The organism is Corallococcus sp. AB045 (assembly GCF_003668895.1).
Classification (GTDB): Bacteria; Myxococcota; Myxococcia; order Myxococcales; family Myxococcaceae; genus Corallococcus; species Corallococcus coralloides.
Window position 1 is genome coordinate 80,495 of sequence record NZ_RAWN01000007.1, and the last position, 20,017, is coordinate 100,511.

The 20,017-nt window shown below is 69.3% G+C and carries 24 protein-coding genes; 10 read left to right on the forward strand and 14 right to left on the reverse strand.

From position 1 onward, the window contains the following. Positions 1-43: 43 nt before the first annotated feature. On the reverse strand, positions 44-1,099 hold the full coding sequence (locus D7Y21_RS03145; RefSeq protein WP_147469174.1) for a hypothetical protein: 1,056 nt from the start codon (positions 1,097-1,099) through the stop codon (positions 44-46). 239 nt (positions 1,100-1,338) lie between these two features. Between D7Y21_RS03145 and D7Y21_RS03150 the strand changes: the two genes are divergently transcribed. After that, a complete protein-coding gene (locus D7Y21_RS03150) occupies positions 1,339-1,704 on the forward strand; it encodes a hypothetical protein (RefSeq protein WP_147443100.1) in 366 nt (121 codons plus the stop codon). A gap of 3 nt (positions 1,705-1,707) precedes the next feature. Here D7Y21_RS03150 and D7Y21_RS03155 read toward each other — a convergent pair whose 3' ends face one another. Then, positions 1,708-2,496 (reverse strand): AraC family transcriptional regulator, encoded by a 789-nt coding sequence (locus tag D7Y21_RS03155; protein ID WP_121711178.1) that lies wholly within the window; start codon positions 2,494-2,496, stop codon positions 1,708-1,710. 77 nt (positions 2,497-2,573) lie between these two features. On the opposite strand from D7Y21_RS03155, the gene D7Y21_RS03160 reads away from it, so the two are divergent. Beyond that, positions 2,574-3,065: a DUF1772 domain-containing protein gene (locus D7Y21_RS03160; RefSeq protein ID WP_121711155.1), complete on the forward strand. Its 492-nt coding sequence runs from the start codon at positions 2,574-2,576 to the stop codon at positions 3,063-3,065. Between the two features lies 1 nt (position 3,066). Here the strand turns inward: D7Y21_RS03160 and D7Y21_RS03165 are convergent, their stop codons facing one another. Next, positions 3,067-3,474, reverse strand: a complete 408-nt coding sequence (locus D7Y21_RS03165; RefSeq protein ID WP_121711157.1) for a DUF3224 domain-containing protein — start codon at positions 3,472-3,474, stop codon at positions 3,067-3,069. Between the two features lie 143 nt (positions 3,475-3,617). Between D7Y21_RS03165 and D7Y21_RS03170 the strand changes: the two genes are divergently transcribed. Continuing rightward, the gene (locus tag D7Y21_RS03170; RefSeq protein ID WP_121711159.1) at positions 3,618-4,418 is read left to right on the forward strand and encodes an intradiol ring-cleavage dioxygenase; all 801 of its coding nucleotides are present in this window, start codon (positions 3,618-3,620) and stop codon (positions 4,416-4,418) included. A 24-nt stretch (positions 4,419-4,442) separates the two neighbouring features. On the opposite strand, the gene D7Y21_RS03175 is transcribed toward D7Y21_RS03170, so the two are convergent. Then, positions 4,443-4,886: a DUF4437 domain-containing protein gene (locus D7Y21_RS03175; protein ID WP_120561518.1), complete on the reverse strand. Its 444-nt coding sequence runs from the start codon at positions 4,884-4,886 to the stop codon at positions 4,443-4,445. Positions 4,887-4,989: 103 nt separating this feature from the next. On the opposite strand from D7Y21_RS03175, the gene D7Y21_RS03180 reads away from it, so the two are divergent. Then, a complete protein-coding gene (locus D7Y21_RS03180; RefSeq protein WP_158627220.1) occupies positions 4,990-5,913 on the forward strand; it encodes a LysR family transcriptional regulator in 924 nt (307 codons plus the stop codon). A gap of 27 nt (positions 5,914-5,940) precedes the next feature. Here the strand turns inward: D7Y21_RS03180 and D7Y21_RS03185 are convergent, their stop codons facing one another. From D7Y21_RS03185 to D7Y21_RS03215, 7 genes are all read right to left on the reverse strand, one after another. Then, positions 5,941-6,444 carry a nuclear transport factor 2 family protein gene (locus D7Y21_RS03185; protein WP_121711163.1) on the reverse strand — a complete coding sequence of 168 codons (504 nt, stop codon included), beginning with the start codon at positions 6,442-6,444 and terminating at the stop codon, positions 5,941-5,943. A gap of 77 nt (positions 6,445-6,521) precedes the next feature. Further along, positions 6,522-7,067 carry a hypothetical protein gene (locus D7Y21_RS03190; protein ID WP_120561521.1) on the reverse strand — a complete coding sequence of 182 codons (546 nt, stop codon included), beginning with the start codon at positions 7,065-7,067 and terminating at the stop codon, positions 6,522-6,524. Between the two features lie 20 nt (positions 7,068-7,087). Continuing rightward, on the reverse strand, positions 7,088-7,672 hold the full coding sequence (locus D7Y21_RS03195) for a hypothetical protein (protein WP_147443102.1): 585 nt from the start codon (positions 7,670-7,672) through the stop codon (positions 7,088-7,090). A gap of 109 nt (positions 7,673-7,781) precedes the next feature. Continuing rightward, positions 7,782-8,540 carry an ABC transporter ATP-binding protein gene (locus D7Y21_RS03200; protein WP_121711165.1) on the reverse strand — a complete coding sequence of 253 codons (759 nt, stop codon included), beginning with the start codon at positions 8,538-8,540 and terminating at the stop codon, positions 7,782-7,784. Then, positions 8,537-9,508, reverse strand: coding sequence for an iron chelate uptake ABC transporter family permease subunit (locus D7Y21_RS03205; protein ID WP_120561524.1), 972 nt, complete (start codon positions 9,506-9,508; stop codon positions 8,537-8,539). Before D7Y21_RS03205 ends, D7Y21_RS03200 begins: the two co-directional genes overlap by 4 nt. Beyond that, the gene (locus D7Y21_RS03210; protein WP_233591371.1) at positions 9,498-10,532 is read right to left on the reverse strand and encodes an ABC transporter permease; all 1,035 of its coding nucleotides are present in this window, start codon (positions 10,530-10,532) and stop codon (positions 9,498-9,500) included. Before D7Y21_RS03210 ends, D7Y21_RS03205 begins: the two co-directional genes overlap by 11 nt. Continuing rightward, positions 10,495-11,508, reverse strand: coding sequence for a siderophore ABC transporter substrate-binding protein (locus D7Y21_RS03215; RefSeq protein WP_121711167.1), 1,014 nt, complete (start codon positions 11,506-11,508; stop codon positions 10,495-10,497). Before D7Y21_RS03215 ends, D7Y21_RS03210 begins: the two co-directional genes overlap by 38 nt. Positions 11,509-11,670: 162 nt before the next feature. Here D7Y21_RS03215 and D7Y21_RS03220 point away from each other — a divergent pair, with 162 nt between their 5' ends. Then, positions 11,671-13,260 (forward strand): family 43 glycosylhydrolase, encoded by a 1,590-nt coding sequence (locus D7Y21_RS03220; RefSeq protein ID WP_121711169.1) that lies wholly within the window; start codon positions 11,671-11,673, stop codon positions 13,258-13,260. A gap of 12 nt (positions 13,261-13,272) precedes the next feature. After that, positions 13,273-13,791, forward strand: a complete 519-nt coding sequence (locus D7Y21_RS03225) for an SHOCT domain-containing protein (RefSeq protein ID WP_120561527.1) — start codon at positions 13,273-13,275, stop codon at positions 13,789-13,791. 19 nt (positions 13,792-13,810) lie between these two features. On the opposite strand, the gene D7Y21_RS03230 is transcribed toward D7Y21_RS03225, so the two are convergent. Beyond that, positions 13,811-15,226 carry a PDZ domain-containing protein gene (locus D7Y21_RS03230; RefSeq protein ID WP_147469176.1) on the reverse strand — a complete coding sequence of 472 codons (1,416 nt, stop codon included), beginning with the start codon at positions 15,224-15,226 and terminating at the stop codon, positions 13,811-13,813. Between the two features lie 10 nt (positions 15,227-15,236). Further along, a complete protein-coding gene (locus tag D7Y21_RS03235; RefSeq protein ID WP_120561529.1) occupies positions 15,237-15,509 on the reverse strand; it encodes a DUF2277 domain-containing protein in 273 nt (90 codons plus the stop codon). 135 nt (positions 15,510-15,644) lie between these two features. On the opposite strand from D7Y21_RS03235, the gene D7Y21_RS03240 reads away from it, so the two are divergent. From D7Y21_RS03240 to D7Y21_RS03255, 4 genes are all read left to right on the forward strand, one after another. Beyond that, on the forward strand, positions 15,645-16,049 hold the full coding sequence (locus tag D7Y21_RS03240) for a hypothetical protein (protein ID WP_147443104.1): 405 nt from the start codon (positions 15,645-15,647) through the stop codon (positions 16,047-16,049). Between the two features lie 41 nt (positions 16,050-16,090). Continuing rightward, positions 16,091-16,513 (forward strand): hypothetical protein, encoded by a 423-nt coding sequence (locus D7Y21_RS03245; RefSeq protein ID WP_120561531.1) that lies wholly within the window; start codon positions 16,091-16,093, stop codon positions 16,511-16,513. Between the two features lie 98 nt (positions 16,514-16,611). Beyond that, positions 16,612-17,805: an LLM class flavin-dependent oxidoreductase gene (locus D7Y21_RS03250; RefSeq protein ID WP_120561532.1), complete on the forward strand. Its 1,194-nt coding sequence runs from the start codon at positions 16,612-16,614 to the stop codon at positions 17,803-17,805. A gap of 91 nt (positions 17,806-17,896) precedes the next feature. Next, positions 17,897-19,024: a ferrichrome ABC transporter substrate-binding protein gene (locus D7Y21_RS03255; RefSeq protein WP_199735347.1), complete on the forward strand. Its 1,128-nt coding sequence runs from the start codon at positions 17,897-17,899 to the stop codon at positions 19,022-19,024. A 1-nt stretch (position 19,025) separates the two neighbouring features. Here D7Y21_RS03255 and D7Y21_RS03260 read toward each other — a convergent pair. Continuing rightward, the coding region (locus tag D7Y21_RS03260) for a PQQ-binding-like beta-propeller repeat protein (RefSeq protein WP_121711182.1) at positions 19,026-20,017 on the reverse strand (992 nt) is incomplete at its 5' end.

A 20,017-nucleotide genomic window follows, 5' to 3' on the forward strand; every position in this document is an offset into this window, starting at 1 on the left:
AACACCGGTGACCCCGGGCGGTGTCACCGGGCAGGGCGGAACTTCAATCCACCGCCACGTACAGCTCGCCGTCCCGACCGATGGCGCCGGGGGAAAGCGACCATCCCTGACCCTCCTGCATGAGGTAGAGCGTGCGCTTTCCCTCCGGCGAGCGCGCCGCCCCGATGAGCAGGTACCGGCGTGTCCGTTTCGCTCCGGTGAGCGTCAGCACGTCGTGCTTCACGCTCCAGGTGCCCTGGTCGTCCTCGGAACCGAACCTCATCGCGCCCACCTGTCCGGACGCGCCCCCGTACTTGTATTGGAACGCGTGATTGGCGCCGAAGGTGTAGTCGATGCTGTAGGAGACCGCCGTCATGGTGGTACCGCCGGTATAGGCGTTGACCCATTGGGCCGCGGTGCTGGTGCCGTAGACGAAGTGGCCCACCACCTCCGTGTCATCCACCAGCGGCAGGCCCACGGGGCTCCCGCGCACCCCTTTCAGCGCTTCCTCCAGCCGAGCGTAGGACGTGTTCCAGGAGAACGAGGCCGACAGGGCCTCACCCAGGCCCCCGGGCGTCATGAAGCTCTGGATGAACACCAGCGGCTCCAGGCGGTCGCCCGCCTCCACCAGATAGAGGCTCACGCGGAAGCTCCGGTCGTTGTTCTTCGCGCGCACCTCCGCCGCGGTGAAGAAGGCGCGGGCCCCGTTGGACATGAAGCGCCGCATCACCAGCGGGTTCTGCGGCACGCGGTTCCAGTCCGCGCCAATGCGCTCCTGCCACAGCCTCGCGAGCTTGCCCTCGGCGTCATCGAGCCCGGGCAGGGCCGGCAGCCGGAGCACCTCCACCGCCAGGGTGTCGCCCCGGTCGTCCCACTCGAGGATGAAGCGCCCGTCCTCCTGGGTCTTCCACCCTTTGGGCGCGTCGAACGCGAAGCCTCCGGGCTCGCCGGGACTGCCGCCGCCGCGTGCCCGGTTCACCGTGCCTGGAGTTCCGGGAGCGTCGCTGTCTCCGGCGAAGAGGCCCAGGGCCATGAGCCCCAGGGTTCCGGTGCAGCAGAACGCGCAGGCGCCTCCGACCGCGAGGAGGATCCAGACGAGGGGACTCTTGGGACGGGCCATGGTGGATGCCTGGGAAGGAGTGCGGGCCGCGCGGGACATTCCGGTGGAAATGCCGGTCATCTGCTTCTACGCCCAGCGGGCCGGATCTTCTCACCCCCCCTCACGAATGGAGCCCAAGGGGCGCGAATGCCCGCGGGGGGCGCGTGTGGATTTAACCGCGTTTAATCCCATCCGCTCCGCGGGGTGCGTAGGGTGTCCGCCACCTGCCGCGAGGGCAGGCCTTCGTGAGGGGGCAATCCATGTCGAGACACGTCGTGCGTTCGCTGTGCCTGGGTGCCGTGATGGCGGTTGCTTCCGCCTGTGGAGGGGCGATGGACGAGGCTGGACCGGAGGAGTCGCTCGGGTCTGCCGAGCAGGCTGTGTGCAATCCGGGCCTGGCCGTCGCGGGATGTCTGGACTTCCCGTCGGGCGGCTTCTCCGACTCGAGTTGTCCGGGGGGCGTCAAGTGGAGCTACTGGGACTGCACCCAGTACAAGTCCGGCTCCGGGACCAACGTCCAGTGGTACCGCGCCAACTGCAATTCGACGCAGTACTACATCTGCGGGGGGACCCTCACGGTGCCGCCGAACACGAACCCACCGGCTTGCAAGAAGACCTGCTCGTAGGCGTCAGCGTCCCGCGCGCCGGAGGACCGCTGGCGTGAGCCCCGTCACCCGGCGGAACACCGTGGTGAAGTGACTCTGTGAGCTGAAGCCGACCGCGAGCGCGATGTCTCCGAGGGAGCGGGTCGTGTGGCTCAACAGGCCGCGCGCCCGCTCCACCCTGCGCTGCTGCACGTAGGCGTGCGGTGTCATGCCCATGGACTGCCGGAAGGCGCGGGTGAAGTAGAAGACGCTCAGCCCCGAGCGCTGGGCCAGCTCGCCCACCCGGATCCTCCGCGCGAGGTGCGCTTCGATGAAGAGCCGCACGCGGTGGAGTGCCGCTGCGGAGAGGCCACCGCGCCGCCGCGCCGCTCGCGTCCCTCCGGGCTCCTGGAGCAGCTTCGCCACGCGAGCGGAGTGGCGGTCCTGCACCTTCCTCGCCTCGCCCAGGAACCGGGCGATGATCTTCAATTCCGCGTCCGGCAGGGGCGCCATCAACTGCAAGCCATCCGCCTGGACGGGGCCCCAGAGGGTTTCAATCCATTCGCGCGCATGCCCGGTGAGCGTAAGCCTCCTGGTGCTTCCCGAGCCCTCCCGTTGGACGTAACCGGCGAGCTCCAATCGCTCCACATCCGCGCCTCGTGCGACCGCGCTCAGGGGCGCGGGGCCTCCGAAGTGTAGCTGCGCCAGACACTTCAGCTCCTCGCGGCCGAGCGCGAGCACCTCTCCCACGGCCGCGTCGAACTCCGCGGAGGCTTCCTGGAAGCGGACGATGTCGGCGCCAATCTGGGCGAGCAGCGAGTGCCGGGGGCTCATGGAGAACACCGCAGGATTGAGAAAAACAGCACAAGGGCACGAAAGACGTTCGTGGGCACGGGACGCATGCTGGCCCCATGATGAACCTGAAGCCTTCCGCGGCGGAAATCCTGTTGTGGCTCTTCGTGCTCAACCTGGGCGTCGCGTTCGGCGCGGGGCTCTATGAGCACCGCATCTCGCTCCCCCGGTGGCTCGACGTCACGGGCGCGCACTGGTCCGCGGAGGCAGCGCGCCAGGATGACGTGGGCCTGCGCTTCTGGGGCTTTGTCACCACGGGGCCGTTGACGCTGCTCACGCTGGCCAGCCTCTATTTCGCCACGCGGGCCACCGGGCCGCTGCGCTCCTGGTGGCTCGCGGCCGCGCTGGTGGCGCTCGTCGACCGGTTGCTGACCTTCTCGTACTTCATCCCCACGATGGTCCGGCTGATGCAATCACCAGACGCTCCGGCGGCCGTGGAGACCGCCATGCGGTGGGCCCGGATGAACCAGCTCCGGCATGTGCTCGCGGGAGGCGCGTGGCTCGCGGCCCTTCAAGCCCTTTCGTGGCTCCGGGTGACGAGAGGCGCGTGAGTCACGGCGCTTCTGGCAGGGTGTACTGGAAGTCGTAGGAGTGCTTCCCGCCCGGCGCGATGTCGATGGTCATCGAGCCGGCGAGCCCCGTGAGCTCGCCGGTTCCGGAGTCCGGCACCACGGAGATGACGAGGTGGGGGGCACCGCGCGTCATCTCCCCGAAGTGCTGGAGCGCGAAGGTGCCGGCGCGGCCGTCCAGCATCCCGCTGACGCGCTCCATGGCGACGTACCCCGCGGACCCCTCCACCGGCGTCCGCACCGCGAGCATCTGCCCCTGGCTCGTGGCCTCCAGCGCGCCGTGATAGCGCTTGTCGAGCATCATCCGGCCCGGGGCCGCCTCCACCGCGCCTGCCTCCGGCGCCATGGGGGTGAGCTTGACGTCGAATGGACCACTCGCGCGCTTCGTCATGGGTGTCTGCTCCCTTGCTGGGTGGCGGGACAGATACGCCAGGAGCCCGCGCCTGGATTGCAAAAACGCGTCACCCCCGGCGCCTTAGGACTCGCTTAAGACCTTTGCCCTACCGTCACGGTCACTCCAAGGGGGCAGGGCGCATGAGTGACGACGAACGGAACCACCACGACGGACTCCAGCAGGACCTGCGGGTCCTGGCGAAGCGCACGGACCGGCGGGAGCTGCTGCGCTGGATGGCCTTCACCAGCCTCATCCCCGTCATCGGCTGCGGAGGGCCGGACTCCGGCGGCGGCAGCGACGACGCGTCCGGCTGTGCGCGGATTCCGGAGGAGACGGCCGGTCCCTATCCCGGTGACGGCTCCAACGGAGCCAACGCGCTGGTGCTGTCAGGCATCGTCCGCAGCGACATCCGCTCCAGCATCGCGGGCGCGAGCGGCGTCGCGGCGGGCATCCCGCTCACCCTCACCCTCACGCTGGTCGCCAGCAACGACAGCTGCACGCCGCTCCGGGGCTACGCCATCTACCTGTGGCACTGCGACCAGGAGGGGCGCTACTCGATGTACTCGTCGGGCGTGACCAACGAGAACTACCTGCGCGGGGTGCAGGTGACGGATGAAGAGGGCAAGGTGACCTTCACCAGCATCTTCCCCGCCTGCTACAGCGGCCGCTGGCCGCACATCCACTTCGAAATCTACCCCTCGGTGGAGGCGACCTCGTCCTCGCGCAACAAGGTGGCCACGTCCCAGCTGGCCCTGCCAGAGGACGTCTGCGACACCGTCTACGCGACGTCCGGCTATTCGCAGAGCGTCCGCAACCTCAGCCAGATTTCGCTCTCCAGCGACAACGTGTTCAGCGACGGCGCGTCCACGCAGCTGGCGACCGTGACGGGCAACACCACGGAGGGCTATGCCGTGTCCCTGGTGGTGCCCATCAAGGTCTGACGCGTTGCCGGGCCCGCGGGGCGGCTACTTCGCCTTGGCGGGCGCGAAGTCGAAGGGCTTGTCCTGGGCGATGAGCATCACGCACTCGGCGTCCGGCGCGCACTGGTTGCGGTGCACCACCTTGCCGGGCTGGTCCCAGGTGCTGCCGGCCTCCACGGCGCCCGCTTCGGCGGCGCCCTCGCTGGTGTTCGTCATGCGGCCCTTCACCAGCACGCCGTGGTAGCCGGCGGAGTGGGTGTGCGGCCCCGAGTCGAACCCGGCGGGGAACTTCATCAGCAGGGCATACGGGCCCTTCTTCATGTCGCCCCAGAGCACGTGCACGGACGGGCCGCCGGGCATCATCTCCGTCCAGGTGAGCTTGTCATAGGCGGTCTGCTGGAACGCCGCGGACTCCTTGCCCCTGGCGGCGGCGAAGGTGAACGCGGAGACGACGACGGCGGCGGCGACGAGCTTGGGCAGGGTCTTCACGGGAGGCACTCCTCGGTGGAAGGAAACGCCGGGGAGGATGGCGGCGGGACGGGGTCTGCGAAAATGCCCGTTTCCGCAGGGCGCCTCTGCGAAAGTGCGGACCATGCCCGAATGGAGCGACCTGCGGCACTTCCTGGCCATCGCGAGGGAGGGGAGCCTCTCCGCGGCGGCGCGGCGGTTGAAGGTGGACCAGACCACGGTGGGCCGGCGCCTCGCCGTGCTGGAGAAGGAGCTGGGGGCGCGGCTCTTCGACCGGACGCCCACGGGCCTGCGGCCCACGGCGGTGGCGCTGCGCATCCTTCCGGCCGCGGAGGCGGTGGAGGCGGAGGCGCTGCGGGTGGAGCGGCTCGCCAGCGGCGAGGACCTGCGCCCCTCCGGGCCGGTGACGGTCACCGCGACGGACTCCTTCCTGGTCCACAACGTGATGCCGTGGCTGGCCGCGTTCCAGGAGCGCCATCCGGAGATCGAGTTGCAGCTGCTCTCCGGCTACGAGTCACTCTCACTGGTGCGGCGCGAGGCGGACGTGGCCATCCGGCTGGTCCGGCCCCAGGAGGCGTCGCTGCGGGCCCGGAAGGTGGCTGCCATCGGGGTCGTGCCTTTCGCGTCGAAGGCGTACCTCGCCCGCCGGGGGCCTGTGCGCTTCGACACGGGGCTCCAGGGGCACTCGGTGGTGGGCTACGCGCAGGACTCGCGGCGCTGGCCGGAGTCGAAGTGGCTGGACGTGCACGCGGCGAAGGCCACCGTGGCGCTGCGGCTGACGTCCATCCTGGGACTGCTCCAGGCCGCGCGAGAGGGCCTGGGCGTGGCGCTGCTGCCGGCGTTCTTCGGCCACCTGCATCCGGAGCTGGTGCCCCTGCGTGACGCCCTGCCGGCGCTGGAGCGGACCGTGTGGCTGGTGTTCCACGAGGACCTGGCCCACAACGTGCGGGTGCGCGCGGTGGTGGACTTCCTGGCGGAGACCATCGGGAAGCAGGCGGAGGCGCTCGCGAAGCCTCCGGCCAGGTCCCGGAAGAAGCGCGCGCGGTGACGGGGCCGCGTCACCGCACGCCCGGAGTCACGGCGTGCCGAGCCGCTTGCCCCGGGCGAACTCCAGGCCCAGCAGATTGCCCCGGTGGTGGATGGGATCCAGCGTGACCTTCTGGATGCGCCAGCCCTCCGCGGCCGTCTTCACCAGCTCATGCGTGTAGCGCCCCACCAGGGTCCACTCCTGGGGCACGCCGTTCATGGTGAAGAAGTGGGACACCTCCGCGTAGGCGTGCGCCGTGGCGTGCGTGGGGCTGGTGAACTCCGTGCGCACCGTGTTGGCGGTGGAGTGCTGCACGCGGGTGAAACACTCCAGCGCCTTGTTGCCGAACTGCGCCAGCACGGCGCGCGGCGCGGTGGAGGGAGGCACGCCCATGAAGCGGGAGTAGTCCGACGTCACCTCCGGGGCGAAGACCCGCTCCCACCGGGTCCAGTCACCCGTGTCCTTGCCATGGTCGATGGCCTGCCCGTACTCGGCCACCAGCTCCTGCACGGCAATCCAATCCAACGTGTACTCCAGGTTCTTCTCGCGCATCTCCGGCTGCCTTTCAGGAAGAGGGATGCACAGGCTTTCACTCTCCGTGGAGGGAGATCAACCCGAGGACGTGCTGCTCAGAGCGACGTGAAGGTGAACTCGACGTCGTCCGTGTCTTCCTTGCCGGTCTCCACGGTCACCTGGGGCTTCCAGCCGACCTGGATGGCGCCCTCGGCGGGCGCTCCCTGCCAGTCGAGCTCGAGGCGGTAGGTGACGTCGAGCTGGGAGGCGGAGTCCTCCATCGACACGGGGAACCCCAACTTCATGACGCCCGGCACGTTCGGCGTCATGAGCACGAAGACGTACTCGCCCAGGACCTTGTCATCGCGCTCATCCACGATGCGGACGCGATGCCAGGGCCGGGGCCCCGTGCTGGTTTCCCCGGGCAGCTCCCAGCGGGGCTCCACCACGAAGGCGATGTCGACGAGGGACACCTCCACGCCGGAGCCCTTGCGGCCGGTGGCCTGCACGCGCAACCGGGGATGGGCGCTGGGGGAAGAGGCGGTCAACGTGAGGGATTCAGCCGGGCCTTCCTTCATCACCCAATCCCTTTCGGGGACACAGGCGGAGGCCGTCAGCGTCAACAGCAGCAGCAGGGCATGGGCAGGGAGGGAGGGGCGCATGTGCGGTTCCATGTCAGGGGTCACGGCTCCGAAACGCTCACGCTCATGCCCTTGGGAAGGTCGGACGTGTTCAGCACGCGCGCCCGGGCGACTCCCGTCCACTCCAGCTCGACCGTGCCGGCGCCAGCGTCCGGTTGCAGCTCGATGGTCAGGTCCGTGCCCCATCCACACTCTGTTCCCAGCTCGCAGTTCGGATCCAGGTACGCGACGGTCTGCGCCGGCACCTCCGCCCCCGCTTCCAGCACGACGGAGTGCGCGGGCCAGGCGAAAGACTCCCCGGTCCGGGACAGCGAGACGCGCATCCAGGGTTGCGCCGTCTGCGTGGGGTCCGCTGGCGTCCAACGCGCCTTCACCTGCACCGTCAGCTCCGCCTCGGCGGTCCTCGACGGCGCCTTCGGCACCGTGACCTTCACGGTGATGGGACGCGTGAGCCTGGGCGCCTCCGTCGTGAGGGTCAGGGGCGCGCTCGTGTAGGGCTCGGAGACGACGTCGGCGGACGTGCCTTCGGACGTGGCCACGACGCTGGCGCACGCGACCAACAGAATCAGCCGGGTGGCCCAACGACGCAGGCCGGGATTCGGAGGGGCTTCGCGGGAGAGGGACATGGTGCCCGGGCCCCTGAGCAAGCCCGATGCCAGGATGTCCCAGAGGGAACAGCTGTCCGGATCCGCCGTCCTTCCGGCCCGGGCGCGACACGCGTGTCACATCCTGGGCTCAGCGGTAGTGGACCGCGATGCGCTTCCCGTCGAGCAGGTGGATGTCGATGTCCATGTCGTAGATGTCGCGGAGCACGGCGGGCCGCATCAGCTCCTCCGGCGTCCCCTGGAAGGCGACCTTCCCGGCGCGCATGGCGATGACGTGGTCGGAGTAGCAGGAGGCGTAGTTGAGGTCGTGCAGCACCAGCACCACGCACTTGCCCAGCGTGTCCGCCGCGCGCCGCAGCTCCTTCATCATGGCCACGGCGTGTTTCATGTCCAGGCTGTTGAGGGGCTCGTCCAGGAGCACGTAGTGCGTGTCCTGGCACAGCACCATGGCCACGAAGGCGCGCTGGCGCTGGCCGCCGGACAGCTCGTCCAGGAAGCGGTGCGCGAGCGGCTCCAGGCCCAGGTGGTGGAGCGCCCCCTCCACGAAGGCGCGGTCCTCCACCGTGGGGCGGCCCTTGGAGTGCGGGTAGCGGCCGAACGTCACCAGGTCGCGCACTGTGAGCCGCGAGGTGACGGCGTTGTCCTGCCGCAGGATGGCCAGCCTGCGCGCCAGCGCGTCGCCGGGCGTGCGGACCACGTCCATGCCGTCCACCATCACCGTGCCCGAGGACAGCGGCAACAGGCGGCTCACCATGGACAGCAGGGTGGACTTGCCGGCGCCGTTGGGCCCGATGATGGACGTCACGCCCGTCTCCGGGAACTGGAGCGTGACGTCGTCCACCACCACGGCGTCTCCGTAGCGGCGGGACACGTTCCGGGCTTCGATCATCGCAGCACGCCTCGCATGAGCAGGGTGATGAACATCAGGCCGCCCAGGAACTCGATGATGACGCGCAGGTTGGCGCCAAAGGAGAAGACGCGCTCCAGCACGAGCTGACCGCCCAAGAGGCCAATCACCGCCAGGAACACGGCGGCCGGCAGCACGTGGGCGTGCCGGTGCGAGCGCACCAGCCCGTGCGCCAGGTTCGCCACCAGCAGCCCGAAGAAGGTCACCGGCCCCACCAGCGCCGTGGACACCGACACCAGCACCGCCACCACCGCCAGGAGCCGCGACACCGTGCGCCGGTGGTCCACGCCCAGGTTGATGGCCACGTCGCGCCCCAGGTTCATCACATCGCAGGTGCGCAGCAGGCTGAAGCCCAGGATGGATGCGCCCAGGGTCATCAGCGCGGAGACGATGAGCAGGTCCGAGTCCGGGTTGTTGAAGCTGGCGAAGAAGCGGTCCTGCAGGAAGTCGAACTCGCCCGGCGCGATGAGGCGCTGGAGGAAGCTGGACAGGCTGCGGAACAGCACGCCCAGCACCACGCCCGTGAGCAGCAGCAGGTGGACGCTGCGCCGGCCGCCCTCGAACAGCCAGCGGTGCAGCACCGCGGAGAAGGCCACCATGATGGCGACCTCCACCGTGAAGAGCAGCCTGGGGTCCAGGCTCGCCATGGTGCGCGAGCCCAGGAAGAAGAGCAGGCTCGTCTGCAGGAGCAGGTAGAGCGTGTCGAAGCCCATGATGGCGGGCGTCAGGACGCGGTTCTCCACCACGGTCTGGAACAGCACCGTGGAGACGGCGATGGCGTAGCCCACCAGCAGCACCGTGGCGACCTTGCGCGCGCGGAACGGCAGCACGAAGTCCCACTTGCCACCCGCGTCCACGGTCATGAACACCACCACGCAGAAGGTGGCCAGGCCCCCCAGGAGGAGCAGCCGCCGCTCATGGCCTTCCAGGCGCAGCGTGCTAGCCGACACGGTCGTCCCTCCGCAGCAGCAGGTGGAGGAAGAGGAGGCTGCCCACCACGCCCGCCACGGTGCCCACGGGAATCTCATAGGGCTGGCGCACCACCCGCCCCGCGATGTCGCACAGGAGCACGAAGCCCGCGCCCAGCACCGCCACCCATGGAATGGAGCGGCGCGCGTTGTCACCCACGATGAGGCTGACGACGTTGGGCACCACGAGCCCGATGAAGGGAATCATCCCCACGGTGGCCACCACCACCGCGGTGACCATGGCGACGATGGCCAGCCCCAGCGCCATGATGCGCGGGTGGCTCAAGCCCAGGTTGGTGGTGAAGGCCTCGCCCATGCCGGCGACGGTGAAGCGGTCGGCGACGACGTAGGCGATGACGGTCAGCACGAACGCGCCCCAGAGCAGCTCGTACCGGCCGCGCAGCACGCTGGAGAAGTCGCCCGTGGTCCAGGCCATCAGCGATTGCAGCAGGGAGAAGCGGTAGGCGAAGAACGTCGTCGCCGCGTCGAAGATGGCGCCCAGCACCAGTCCCACCACGGGCACGACGAGCGCCGAGCGCAGCGGAATGCGCCGGAGGATGAGCAGGAACAGCGCCGTGCCCGCCATGGCGAAGCCTGCGGCGACCGCCGTCCTGGCGAGGATGGGGAGGCCGGGGGCGAGCAGCGTGACGGCGAGCAGGCCCAGGCTCGCGGACTCCGCCGTGCCCGCCGTGAAGGGCTCCACGAAGCGGTTGCGCGCGAGCATCTGCATGATGAGTCCCGCGACGGCCAGGGACATGCCCGCCAGCACCAGGGCCAGCGTGCGTGGCACGCGGCTGATGACCAGCACCTGCACGGCGCGCTGGTGCTCCGACGGCGCCAGCAGCGCCTCCCACGACACGTGGCTCACGCCAATCAGCAGGCTGATGCCCGCGAGCACCAGCACCCCGAGCACGGCCACGGCGAGCAGGGGCAGGGGAGCCTCGGACCCGGGGAGTGCGAAGCCCGGCTCAGGGAGCGGGGGGCTGTCGGGGCTTCGCGTAGACATCGGAGATCTGCTCCATCAGGCGCCGCAGGGACTGGATGCCGCCGCCGATGAGGTAGGTGTTCGCTGGCTCCAGGTAGACGACCTGTCCCTGCTTCCAGGCCGTCGTCTGGTGCACCAGCTCGTTGTCCAAGAGCCGCTGCGCGCCGCCGCCCTCTCCAATGGCCGCGTCCCGGTCGATGACGAACAGCCAGTCCGGGTTGGTCTCCAGGATGAACTCCGAGCCCACGGCCTCCCCGTGCAGTGACGCCTTGAGCGACGGGGCCGCGGGCGGGATGCCGAAGGTGTCGTGCAGCACGCCGAAGCGCGAGCCCGGGCCGTACGCACTCATCCGCCCTCCGGACGTCAGCACGATGAGCCCCTTGCCCCGGCTGGCGGTGGTGCCCTTCAGCGTCGTGATGGACTGGTGCAGCGACTCCACCAGGGCGCGCGCCTGCTCCTCCTTGCCAAAGACGGCCGCCAGCCGCTGCGTGTTGCCCACCACGGTGTCCAGGAAGTGCGCGTCGTCCGTGGTCTGGTCGATGGTGGGCACGATGGCGGCGAGCTTCGTGTACCGGGCGCTGGAGCGGCCGCCGGTGATGACCAGGTCGGGCCGGGCGGCGTGCAGGGCCTCGTAGTCGGGCTCGAAGAGCGTCCCGTAGCGCGGGTACTTCTTCGCGTCCGCGTACTTCGCCAGCTGGCCGGGGAAGTACTCACCCGCCACGCCCTGCACGTCCACCCCCAGCACGTCCAGCGTGTCCAGCGCCGCCAGGTCGAACACCACGACCTGCTTCGGGTGCTCGGTCACGACGGTGCTGCCCTGCGCGTGGGCAATGGTCCGGCCCGCCCCTGGCGCGGGAGCCGGCGCCGCGCCTTCCGAGGGCACGGGAGCCGGGGCCGGAGCTCGCGGGCCCCACCAGAAGAAGACCGCGAGCGCGATGACCACGACCCCGATGAGGGCCGCGAGGAGGGGAGGGAACCGCCGGGGAGGGGTGCTCACGGGAAAGGCAATCCAGAGAAAGGCGATATCAAATGAAATTGATTTTCATTATCGAAGTTCGCGGTATAGCGGATCGCCGCTGGACGGTCAAAACCCATCGGCCTTGCGCGGCCCGGGTCTTCCCTGGAAGCTTGAATTTCAAGACTTCCATGGAGAGGCCTCATGAAGCCCGTCCGAGCCGTCCTGTTGTTGTCCCTCCTCACCACGACGTTCGCCGGGAGTGCGCTCGCGCAGGACAACTCGCGCACGCTGCTCATGCAGTGGCTGGCGGATCCGGACGTCTACAAGGAGAACGACGACCTGTTCTTCCTCACCGGCACGGGCAACGGAGTGTTGATTCCGCTGTATGAGTCCAACGACCTGACGGCGTTCCGCTTCAAGCGCGACTACAACCCGTCCGCGGCGGATCCAACCTACGACTACTGCTTCCTGTGGGCGCCGGACCTGAGCAAGGTGGGCAGCGTCTACCAGCTCCACTTCTCCGGCCACCGGGTGCCCAACGGCGCGGCGTGTCCTCCGGCGGGCCAGGAGGTGACGACCTTCGTCGCCACGGCGACGGACCTGAACCTGGTCTTCGGTGTGCCCCAGTCCATCAACGCCAACACCACCTGGCCGCGCACCACCACCGGCACGGCGTGCCTGCCGCAGGGGTGCAACCGGAACATCCGCATCGACTCGGCGACGTTCAACGATGGCGCGGACCGCTGGCTCTTCTATGTCTGGTTCCAGAACGGCAACAACATCTCCTCGTTCAAGCTGGCCGCGCCCGGCACCGTCTACAACCACGCGGGCCCGGCGGTGTTCTCGACGCCGGCCTACGAGGAGGGCATCAACGAGGCGCCGGAGCTCTTCAAGCGCGACGGGCGCTACTACATGGTCTTCAGCGGCGGTTGGTACAACAGCCAGTACGCCATGTACTACGTGATGGCGGACTCCGTTCCGGAGCTCACGCGGGCGCGGGCGGTGCGGCGGCAGTCCCTGCCCTTGAAGAACTCCGCGGGCCGGCTGGTGCAGTCCCACGGCCACAACGTCATCGTCGAGCGGCGGGGCGAGTACTTCAACATCTTCCATCAGGGCGCCTTCGACAGCGCGGGCAACCTCACCTCACGCAGCACGTACAAGCAGCGCGTCGCGTTCAAGCCGGACGGGGCGATGACGTCGCTCAACCAGGTGAACGTGCGCTGGAACCGGCTCGCGGGGTACAGCTACTCGCTGGACGTCGTGCTGAAGAATGGCTCGGTGGTGGGGCCGTGCACGTCCGTGGTGCTGCTGGGTCAGTCCAACAAGACGGTGTTCGACGGCGTGTGCCGCAGCGCCGGGGACCGCGTGGTGACGAAGGGGGAGATCGCCGCGTTCCGCCTCTTCTATTCCAACAACAACGTCTGGGGGCCCTCCGTGGAGAAGGCCTATGACGGCATCTCCGACGACGTGTCCCTGGAGCTGCCCGGCGGTGTCACGCCCTTCGTGGACCTGGAGTGGAGCGAGGAGGAGACGCTGGCGCAGTACTCCATCGACGTGCAGCGGCGGGACACGGGCGCGTGGATTGGCCCGTGCATCGGCGTGGGCGCCGTGAACAAGAGCCTGGCGTGGACCTACCAGGGACGCTGCGACACGCCGGGCATCAACGTGCCGTTCTCCAACATCCAGGCCTTCCGGGTCTGCTCCGCGGTGAACGGCGACTGGGCCCACGCGCGCTGCGGCGCCGCCGCTTATGACGGCCGGGCCCTGCACTCGCGCATCAACATCCCCTAGGCTGGAAGCCCCATGTTCGACGCCATCACCTCCGACCCCGCGCTCCTCGTCCTCCTCATCGTCGTGGCGGGAGGGCTGGGCGTGGCGTTCGGACCGAAGGGTGGGCTGCTGGGGCTGTTGGGCGCCGGGCTGGATCGCGCGGAGTTGGAGAACGGAAGGGCCGGCGAGGCCACGGTGCTGGAGGTGCGGGACACCGCGATCCGCATCAACAAGCGCCCGGTCCTCCAACTGCTCCTGGAGGTTCACATCCCCGGCCGTGCTCCCTATCAGGCGCGGGTGAGCAAGCGTCTGCCGCCTCATTCGAGCACGGCCACCTGGGGGCCGGGGCTTCGGGTCCAGGTGATGGTGGACCCGATGAAGCCCCAGCGCGTCGTCATCACCGGCTTCGCGATGGCCGCCCCGGCTAGCCCGCCATCGCCCCCGGCGGATCCGGTCCGGGCGATGGAGGACCTGAAGCGCATGGCCGACGGCGGCCTCATCACCGAGCGCGAGTACGAGGAGAAGAAGGCGGAGATCCTCGGCCGCTTGTAGCGGCCGTGAAAGCGCCGGCCTAGTCGTAGCCGCACATGAAGACGGAGAAGTGGGAGCTGCCCTTCACCTTGTAGTGGAGCTTCCGGAATCCCGTGTGCGCGGCCTCGATGGCGGGATGGGCCAGGATCCACTTCATCGTGGTGGGCACGTCGTCACAGGGCTCGCTGAACGTGTCGTTGAGTTCCTCCAGGAAGGCGGAGGCCCTCGCGTTGGTCTCGAGCGCCTCCCGGCGCAGACCGTCCACCTGCGCCCGGGTGCGGATCTCCCGCGTCTGCGGCTCGCTGAGCCAGGTGCTTCCGTCGGAGAAGCGCACGTCCAGCGCGAGCCGCGCGGTGCGCCTCGCCGTCGTGTCCAGCGTGACCTGGAGCGGCAGGCCGGGTTCGTGGGCGTTCTTCCCCATGCGAACTGGCGTCAGCCGCCGGAGCACCTGTCCCTGGGCATCCAGCTCCACGAGGGTCGCCTCGGTGGGGCGGGGGACGAGCTGGTGCGCGAACACCTTCATCTGGAGCGGGGTCGTGTCTCCCACGAGGAAGTCCTTGGGCTCCTCCAGGACCAGCGGCGGTTGGGCCGGCCCGGGCTGGGAGTGGAGATCGTCACAGCGCACGGTCAGCTTCACGTTGAAGTCGTGCTCCGCGGGAGGCCGTCCCTTGCAGGCCAGCTTGACGTGCAGGGTCTGCTGCAAGGCGGTGGGGGCGCCTTCACAGCGGAGCACCTGCTGCATGGGCCAGAGCGGCGGGGCCAGCTGGATGGGGCCTCCCGCCTGGGTGGCATCCTCGGGCCGCAGCGTGAGGTTCACGTTCCCCGCGGCGCTGCTCAGCTCCATCTTCTCCAGGCTGTCGCCACAGGAGTGCCGCAGCTCGATGCTCGGATGGAGCCAGAGGGGCGTTGCGCCGCCGCCGTCGATGCCGCTGAGCTTTCCCTTCATCACGTAGGCGGTGGTGTTCTGGCGGGCTTCGACCTGGGGCCGACGCATGGCCTCCACGGCGAACTGCACGAGCCGCTGCTGGTAGCGGCTGGCCTGGTTTGGGGTCAGGCGCGCCTGCTGCGCGTCCGTGAGCGGCACGACCGGGAACGGGTTGTCGGGGAGGGGCTCCCGGCTCTTGAGGATGAGCTGGTCGGAGCCCCGCTTCGTCTCCACCTGGAGCCAGAGGGTCTCGGCGGGCTGGGGCGTCAGCGCGTCCTGCAGGTCGGTGGCGTCGAGCTGGGGCAGGGGCACCCGGGTGAAGCCCCTGGGCGGCTGGGTGATGCCTGTCACCTTCATGCCCTTCTGGAGTCCCGCCTCGGCGGCGACGCTCTTGGGCTCCACCCGGGTGACGGTGACCGTCTCACCATCCGAGCGGGCGGAGTAGCCCGCGGACTTCATCGTGACGGTGAACGGCGCCGCCGCGAACAGCCAGGCGCCAGCGAACGCGGACAGCAGCGAGGCGAGGAACATGGGGAGCACGTTAGCGCGGTGCGAAGCGCTTCGCGGACCGCAGCTTCGCCTTCATGGCCTCCATGTCGCGGTTGCGCGGCGGGGCGGTGGTCACCAGCGAGTCCATCAGTCGTCGCGCTGTCTCGGTGATGTCCTCGACGGCGCGGTTGAAGGCCTCCTCGTTCGCCTTTGACGGAGCGCTGGCGCCGCTCAGCTTCCGCACGAACTGCAGGGCCGCCGCCCGGACCTCCGCGTCGGACGCGGGGGGCTCGAAGTTGAACAGCGTCTTGATGCTCCGGCACATGGCGGGTCCCTTCGCGTGAAGTGCCACCAGCGTACCCCACGCCCGCGTCCTCGCCTTCGGTGTGAACCCTATCGAATCAAATCTTGTGGGGATAAGCTGTCTAGCTGGATGTATCAGCAAGAAAGGACGAGCCTCATGAAGTTTGTATCGGGTGTGTTCGCGGCACTGGTCATCGCGACGATGGCGGCCTGCGGTGGCGTGGATTCCGGCGACGTGTCGGAGGAGGAGCTGGGGGAGGTCTCAGGCGCCCTGTCGACCTGTTCGACGACCTGCGCGTCGGGCGTGACGCTGTCGTGCTCGGGAAGCTCCTGCTCTTCCGTGGACGGCCAGTATGTGAATTGCAATGGCAACTTCCTGTCCTGTCCCGCGGATCCTCCGCCCGCCTGCACGCGCGCCAACTCGTGCACGTTCATTGACGGCACGTCGTGTCCCTCCTCCGGCACCTATCGGGATTGCTGTCTGAACGGGCTGCCCACGGGCAGCTGCTACTGCAAGTTCGACAACACCTGGACCTGCACCCTTCCCCCCGACGGGCCGTAATCACTGTTCCCTCTTCCTTCTCCCTGAAAGGTACTCCCAAGATGCGGAAGCTCTTCGCCGTTCCCGTGACCCTCTTCTCCTTCGCGCTGCTCGCCTGTGGCGCCAGTCCCGCCGCCGAGCCGCAGACCCCCGCCCCGACGCAGCAGGAGCAGGGCCTCAACGCCGTGGGCCAGGGCTGTTCGGCTGACACCCAGTGCGCGACGGGCCTGTGTTGGACGGAGGCGGACTCGTACCCGATCTACAATTCGCAGTGGATCCGCGCGGACCAGTGCACCGAGGAGTGTGGTGGCCCCAGCGACCACTCCTACTGCCAGCAGCTCGCCGCGGAGTTCAACGCGCCGTATCCCAATCAGGCGCGCTGCATCCCCGCGCGGGGCGTGTACGACAACTACCCGTACGACGACATCTTCTACGTCTGCGACCTCATCCCGGCGGGGCTGGGCAAGGTCCACTGGGCGGACTGACGGTCTGACCTACGCCGTCCGGAGCGGCTTGCTTCCGGACGGCGCGGGAGTCGTTCCCGTTGTTGCTTGCGAAGTGAAATCGATTTCAGGGGGACATCATGCGGCTCGATATCTTTTCGGAGATGCAGCACCCGAAGGAGCGCTGGAGCGGTCCGGACCACGAGCACCAGCTCATCCAGGAGACGCTGGAGCAGGCGCGGCTGGCGGACGAGATGGGCTACGGCGTCTGGTGGCAGGTGGAGCACCACACCGCCGTGGAGTTCAGCTACAGCTCCGCGCCGGAGATCATGCTCACCGCCATCGCGCGGAGCACGAAGAACCTGCACGTCGGACACTCGTCGGTGCTGGCGCCCACGCGCTTCAATCATCCCATCCGGGTCGCGGAGCGCGCGGCCTTCATCGACCACCTGAGCGGGGGCCGCTTCCAGCTGGGACTGGCGCGCAGCACCATCCCGGAGTGGCGCACCTTCAACATCGAGCCTGACTCCACTCGCGGGCAGATGCAGCAGGCCTTCGAGCTGATTCCGAAGCTGTGGACGCAGGACAAGGTGTCGTGGGACGGGCCGGACCTGCGGCTGAAAGACGTCAGCGTCATCCCGAAGCCGTACCGCAAGCCGCATCCGCCGCTGTGGCAGGCGTGCTCCAGCCCCGCGTCCTTCGAACAGGCGGGACGCAACGGCGTGGGCGCGCTGGGCGTGACACTCTGGGCCTCTCCAGAGGAGGTGGCGGAGATGATCCACATCTACCGCGAGGCCCTGCGCACGCGCTGCGAGCCGGTGGGCGCGTTCGTCAACGACCAGGTCGCCTTCTTCACGTTCGTGCACTGCGCGGACAGCGAGCGCGAGGCGATGGAGAACGGCGCCGCGAAGGCCGCTGCCTGGTACACCAGCGGGTCGTTCACCTTCTTCGAGGCGAAGGACGCCTTCGTGAAGACGGCCGCGGAGCTGGAGGTGCTGGCGAAGGACCCGGCGGGCGGCGGCCTGACGGGCCAGTACCTGCGCAAGAAGGACCCGAACGCGCCGCAGTCCCAGGCGCAGCGCCTCCTGGGCCGCATCATGGGCGGGGAGCAGGTTCCGGATGAGCAGGTCTGGGAGGTGCTGAGCGCGCAGGACTCGCTCATCGTTGGAACCCAGGAGCAGGTGCGCGCGGGGCTCAAGCGCTACCAGGCGCTGGGTATCGACGCGCTCATGTCCTTCCACCAGGTGGGCGCGCTGGCGCACGACAAGGTCCTGAAGAGCATCCGGCTCACGGGCGAGCTCATTCCGGAGTTCCGGACACCGGCGGCGCCGTAGGGCGCGAGGGGAGGGCAGGGGAGCGTGGAGGTCCAACACCCACGCTCCGCGCCACTTCTCCCGTGCGGCGGGACGGAGCAAGCTGACCTTCGTGTCCCGGCGCTCACAGCTGCTCCTCCTGCTCGGCGTGTCCGGGCTCCTGCACGCGGCGCTCCTCTTCGCGCTGTGGCGGAGCCCGTCTGCCCGCGTCCATCACGGGGAGCCGTCGCGGGTCGTCGAGATGGAGATCGTCACCCGGGACGCACGCCCCGTGCCGCCCGTGCCCCCCGTGCCAGAAGATGAGCCGCGGCCCCCGCGCTCGCCAGCGCGTCCGGCGGAGCGCGAACCCTCCACGCGCGCGCGGAAGGACGGAGCGCCAGCGCACCTGGCGGAGCGCGAGCCCTCCACGCGCGCGGGGGAGAAGGACGAAGCGCCAGCTTCAGCCGAGGCTCCCGCGACCCCGGGGGATGCCGCTCCGGAGCCGCTCGCGGAGGCACCCTCCGAGCGCACATCACCTCCGGTCCGGGACGTCCCTCTCCAACTGGAACCACCCGGCCTGCTGGGCGGTGGGCTCCTGAAGGGGCCCCCGTCGACGGGGCGGACGATTCGCAACGTCCCTGGCTCGGAGCCGGACCCCAAGGCCCTGGCGGCCCGTGAGGCGGAGGAGGCGCGTCAGAAGGTGGATGGCTGGGCCAAGGATGCGACCGCGTCCTCGCGAGCCACGGGCGCGACGCCTCCCTACTTCGCGAAGCTGCGCCAGGGCTTCTCCGAGCGGCTGGTGAACCCGCCCCCTCCCAACACCGATGTGCTGGTCCGCCGGCTGAAGCGCGAGCAGCTGGAGTCCATCGAGCGCTTCGGCAAGACGGGCACTCCCTTCGCACCCCAGGCGCGCGACGTCCGCGGGGAGACGTCCGACCGGCTGCGCGCGGCCGTGGAGGCCGGGCGCGCGGCGAACGTCTACATGACCGACGTCACCGCCCCCGTGCTCGCGCTCGTCGCCATCGTGGAGGTGCGGCAGGCGCGCGATGGCAGCCTCATCGACCTCCAGGTGCTGGAGGGCTCCGGGGACCCGAAGTTCGACACCTGGGCGGTGTCCCACCTGCGGGATGCGCTCGCCAGCGCGGAGCCTCCCACGGACGGCGGCGTGGGCATCCGCGAGGACGGGATGCGGACCCGCTGGCGGTTGGAGGAGTACCTCGGCAACCCCCGCGTGCGGGTCCACCTCATCTCCATCTACTGATTCATTGCGTTCCAATGCCGCCGAGGCGGTCGCCCGTCGCGGCATCCAACACGAGAAGGTTGCCCCACAGCGGGACATACACGCGGCCCTCCCGGACCCAGAGGACCGTCAGCATGGAGCTGAAATGGGACTCGGGCAGGGCCACGTCCCATGCCACGGCGCCGGTGCGCAGGTCGCGCCGGATGAGGTGCGTGCCGCCCTTCTCCAGCTGATAGACGACGTACACGGCGTCCTTCGTGATCTCCCCCACCTCCGGCGCGGTGTCCCGCAGGAGGAGCGGATCCTTCTCCGACACGGTGTCGTGCCACAGCGGCTTGCGGTTGCCCGGCGCGTACAGCGCCACCAGGGGCACCTGCGTCCCCGGCCACCGCGTGCCCAGCGCCAGCGTGTAGCCGTCCGTGCGGAGGAGGTACTTCGTGGAGAAGCCGCGGATGTCGGAGGGCGGGTAGCTGGAGCGCTCGCAGGTGGTGGGGTGCTCCGGCGGCCGGCTCATGTTGCACGTCTGCGGGCTCAAGGGCGGAGTGGCGCAGCCCTTCGGCGCGCGGGGCGCGGGCTTCGCGGTGGCCGTGCGCGTGTCGAAGAGCAGGTGCTGGTGGTCCACCACCTCCACCCAGACGGACGTCGTGTCCCCGGGAGGGATGCACAGCCGGCGCGGTGAGTCCGTCAGCGGCACGCGCCCCAGCCGCTTGCCGGTCTCCAGCTCCAGCAGGTTCACCGTGCGCTGCTCGCTCATCACCAGCCGGCCGTTCTGGGCGATGACCTTCGTGTAGCGGGAGGCGTCCGGCCCCTCCGAAGGCGACGACTCCCAGAGCTTCTGGAACGTCCGGCCGTCGAACGCGGCGATGTACTCACGGGGAGCCGTGCCTTCGTAGCGGCGCACGTGGCCGACGATGTCCTCCGTCCCATCGCCGTTGACGTCCACGAACGCAGGCGCGCCCCGCTCCAGCCACTCGATTCGCTCGGGGGCGGGCTTGGGAGGCTCGGGTGGAGGCC

Coding starts and splice junctions, on each gene's coding strand:
- D7Y21_RS03145 (WP_147469174.1), bottom strand. CDS start 1,099: ATGGCCCGTCCCAAGAGTCCCCTCGTCTGGATCCTCCTCGCGGTCGGA.
- D7Y21_RS03150 (WP_147443100.1), top strand. CDS start 1,339: ATGTCGAGACACGTCGTGCGTTCGCTGTGCCTGGGTGCCGTGATGGCG.
- D7Y21_RS03155 (WP_121711178.1), bottom strand. CDS start 2,496: ATGAGCCCCCGGCACTCGCTGCTCGCCCAGATTGGCGCCGACATCGTC.
- D7Y21_RS03160 (WP_121711155.1), top strand. CDS start 2,574: ATGATGAACCTGAAGCCTTCCGCGGCGGAAATCCTGTTGTGGCTCTTC.
- D7Y21_RS03165 (WP_121711157.1), bottom strand. CDS start 3,474: ATGACGAAGCGCGCGAGTGGTCCATTCGACGTCAAGCTCACCCCCATG.
- D7Y21_RS03170 (WP_121711159.1), top strand. CDS start 3,618: ATGAGTGACGACGAACGGAACCACCACGACGGACTCCAGCAGGACCTG.
- D7Y21_RS03180 (WP_158627220.1), top strand. CDS start 4,990: ATGCCCGAATGGAGCGACCTGCGGCACTTCCTGGCCATCGCGAGGGAG.
- D7Y21_RS03185 (WP_121711163.1), bottom strand. CDS start 6,444: ATGCGCGAGAAGAACCTGGAGTACACGTTGGATTGGATTGCCGTGCAG.
- D7Y21_RS03190 (WP_120561521.1), bottom strand. CDS start 7,067: ATGCGCCCCTCCCTCCCTGCCCATGCCCTGCTGCTGCTGTTGACGCTG.
- D7Y21_RS03195 (WP_147443102.1), bottom strand. CDS start 7,672: ATGTCCCTCTCCCGCGAAGCCCCTCCGAATCCCGGCCTGCGTCGTTGG.
- D7Y21_RS03200 (WP_121711165.1), bottom strand. CDS start 8,540: ATGATCGAAGCCCGGAACGTGTCCCGCCGCTACGGAGACGCCGTGGTG.
- D7Y21_RS03210 (WP_233591371.1), bottom strand. CDS start 10,532: ATGTCTACGCGAAGCCCCGACAGCCCCCCGCTCCCTGAGCCGGGCTTC.
- D7Y21_RS03220 (WP_121711169.1), top strand. CDS start 11,671: ATGAAGCCCGTCCGAGCCGTCCTGTTGTTGTCCCTCCTCACCACGACG.
- D7Y21_RS03225 (WP_120561527.1), top strand. CDS start 13,273: ATGTTCGACGCCATCACCTCCGACCCCGCGCTCCTCGTCCTCCTCATC.
- D7Y21_RS03230 (WP_147469176.1), bottom strand. CDS start 15,226: ATGTTCCTCGCCTCGCTGCTGTCCGCGTTCGCTGGCGCCTGGCTGTTC.
- D7Y21_RS03235 (WP_120561529.1), bottom strand. CDS start 15,509: ATGTGCCGGAGCATCAAGACGCTGTTCAACTTCGAGCCCCCCGCGTCC.
- D7Y21_RS03240 (WP_147443104.1), top strand. CDS start 15,645: ATGAAGTTTGTATCGGGTGTGTTCGCGGCACTGGTCATCGCGACGATG.
- D7Y21_RS03245 (WP_120561531.1), top strand. CDS start 16,091: ATGCGGAAGCTCTTCGCCGTTCCCGTGACCCTCTTCTCCTTCGCGCTG.
- D7Y21_RS03250 (WP_120561532.1), top strand. CDS start 16,612: ATGCGGCTCGATATCTTTTCGGAGATGCAGCACCCGAAGGAGCGCTGG.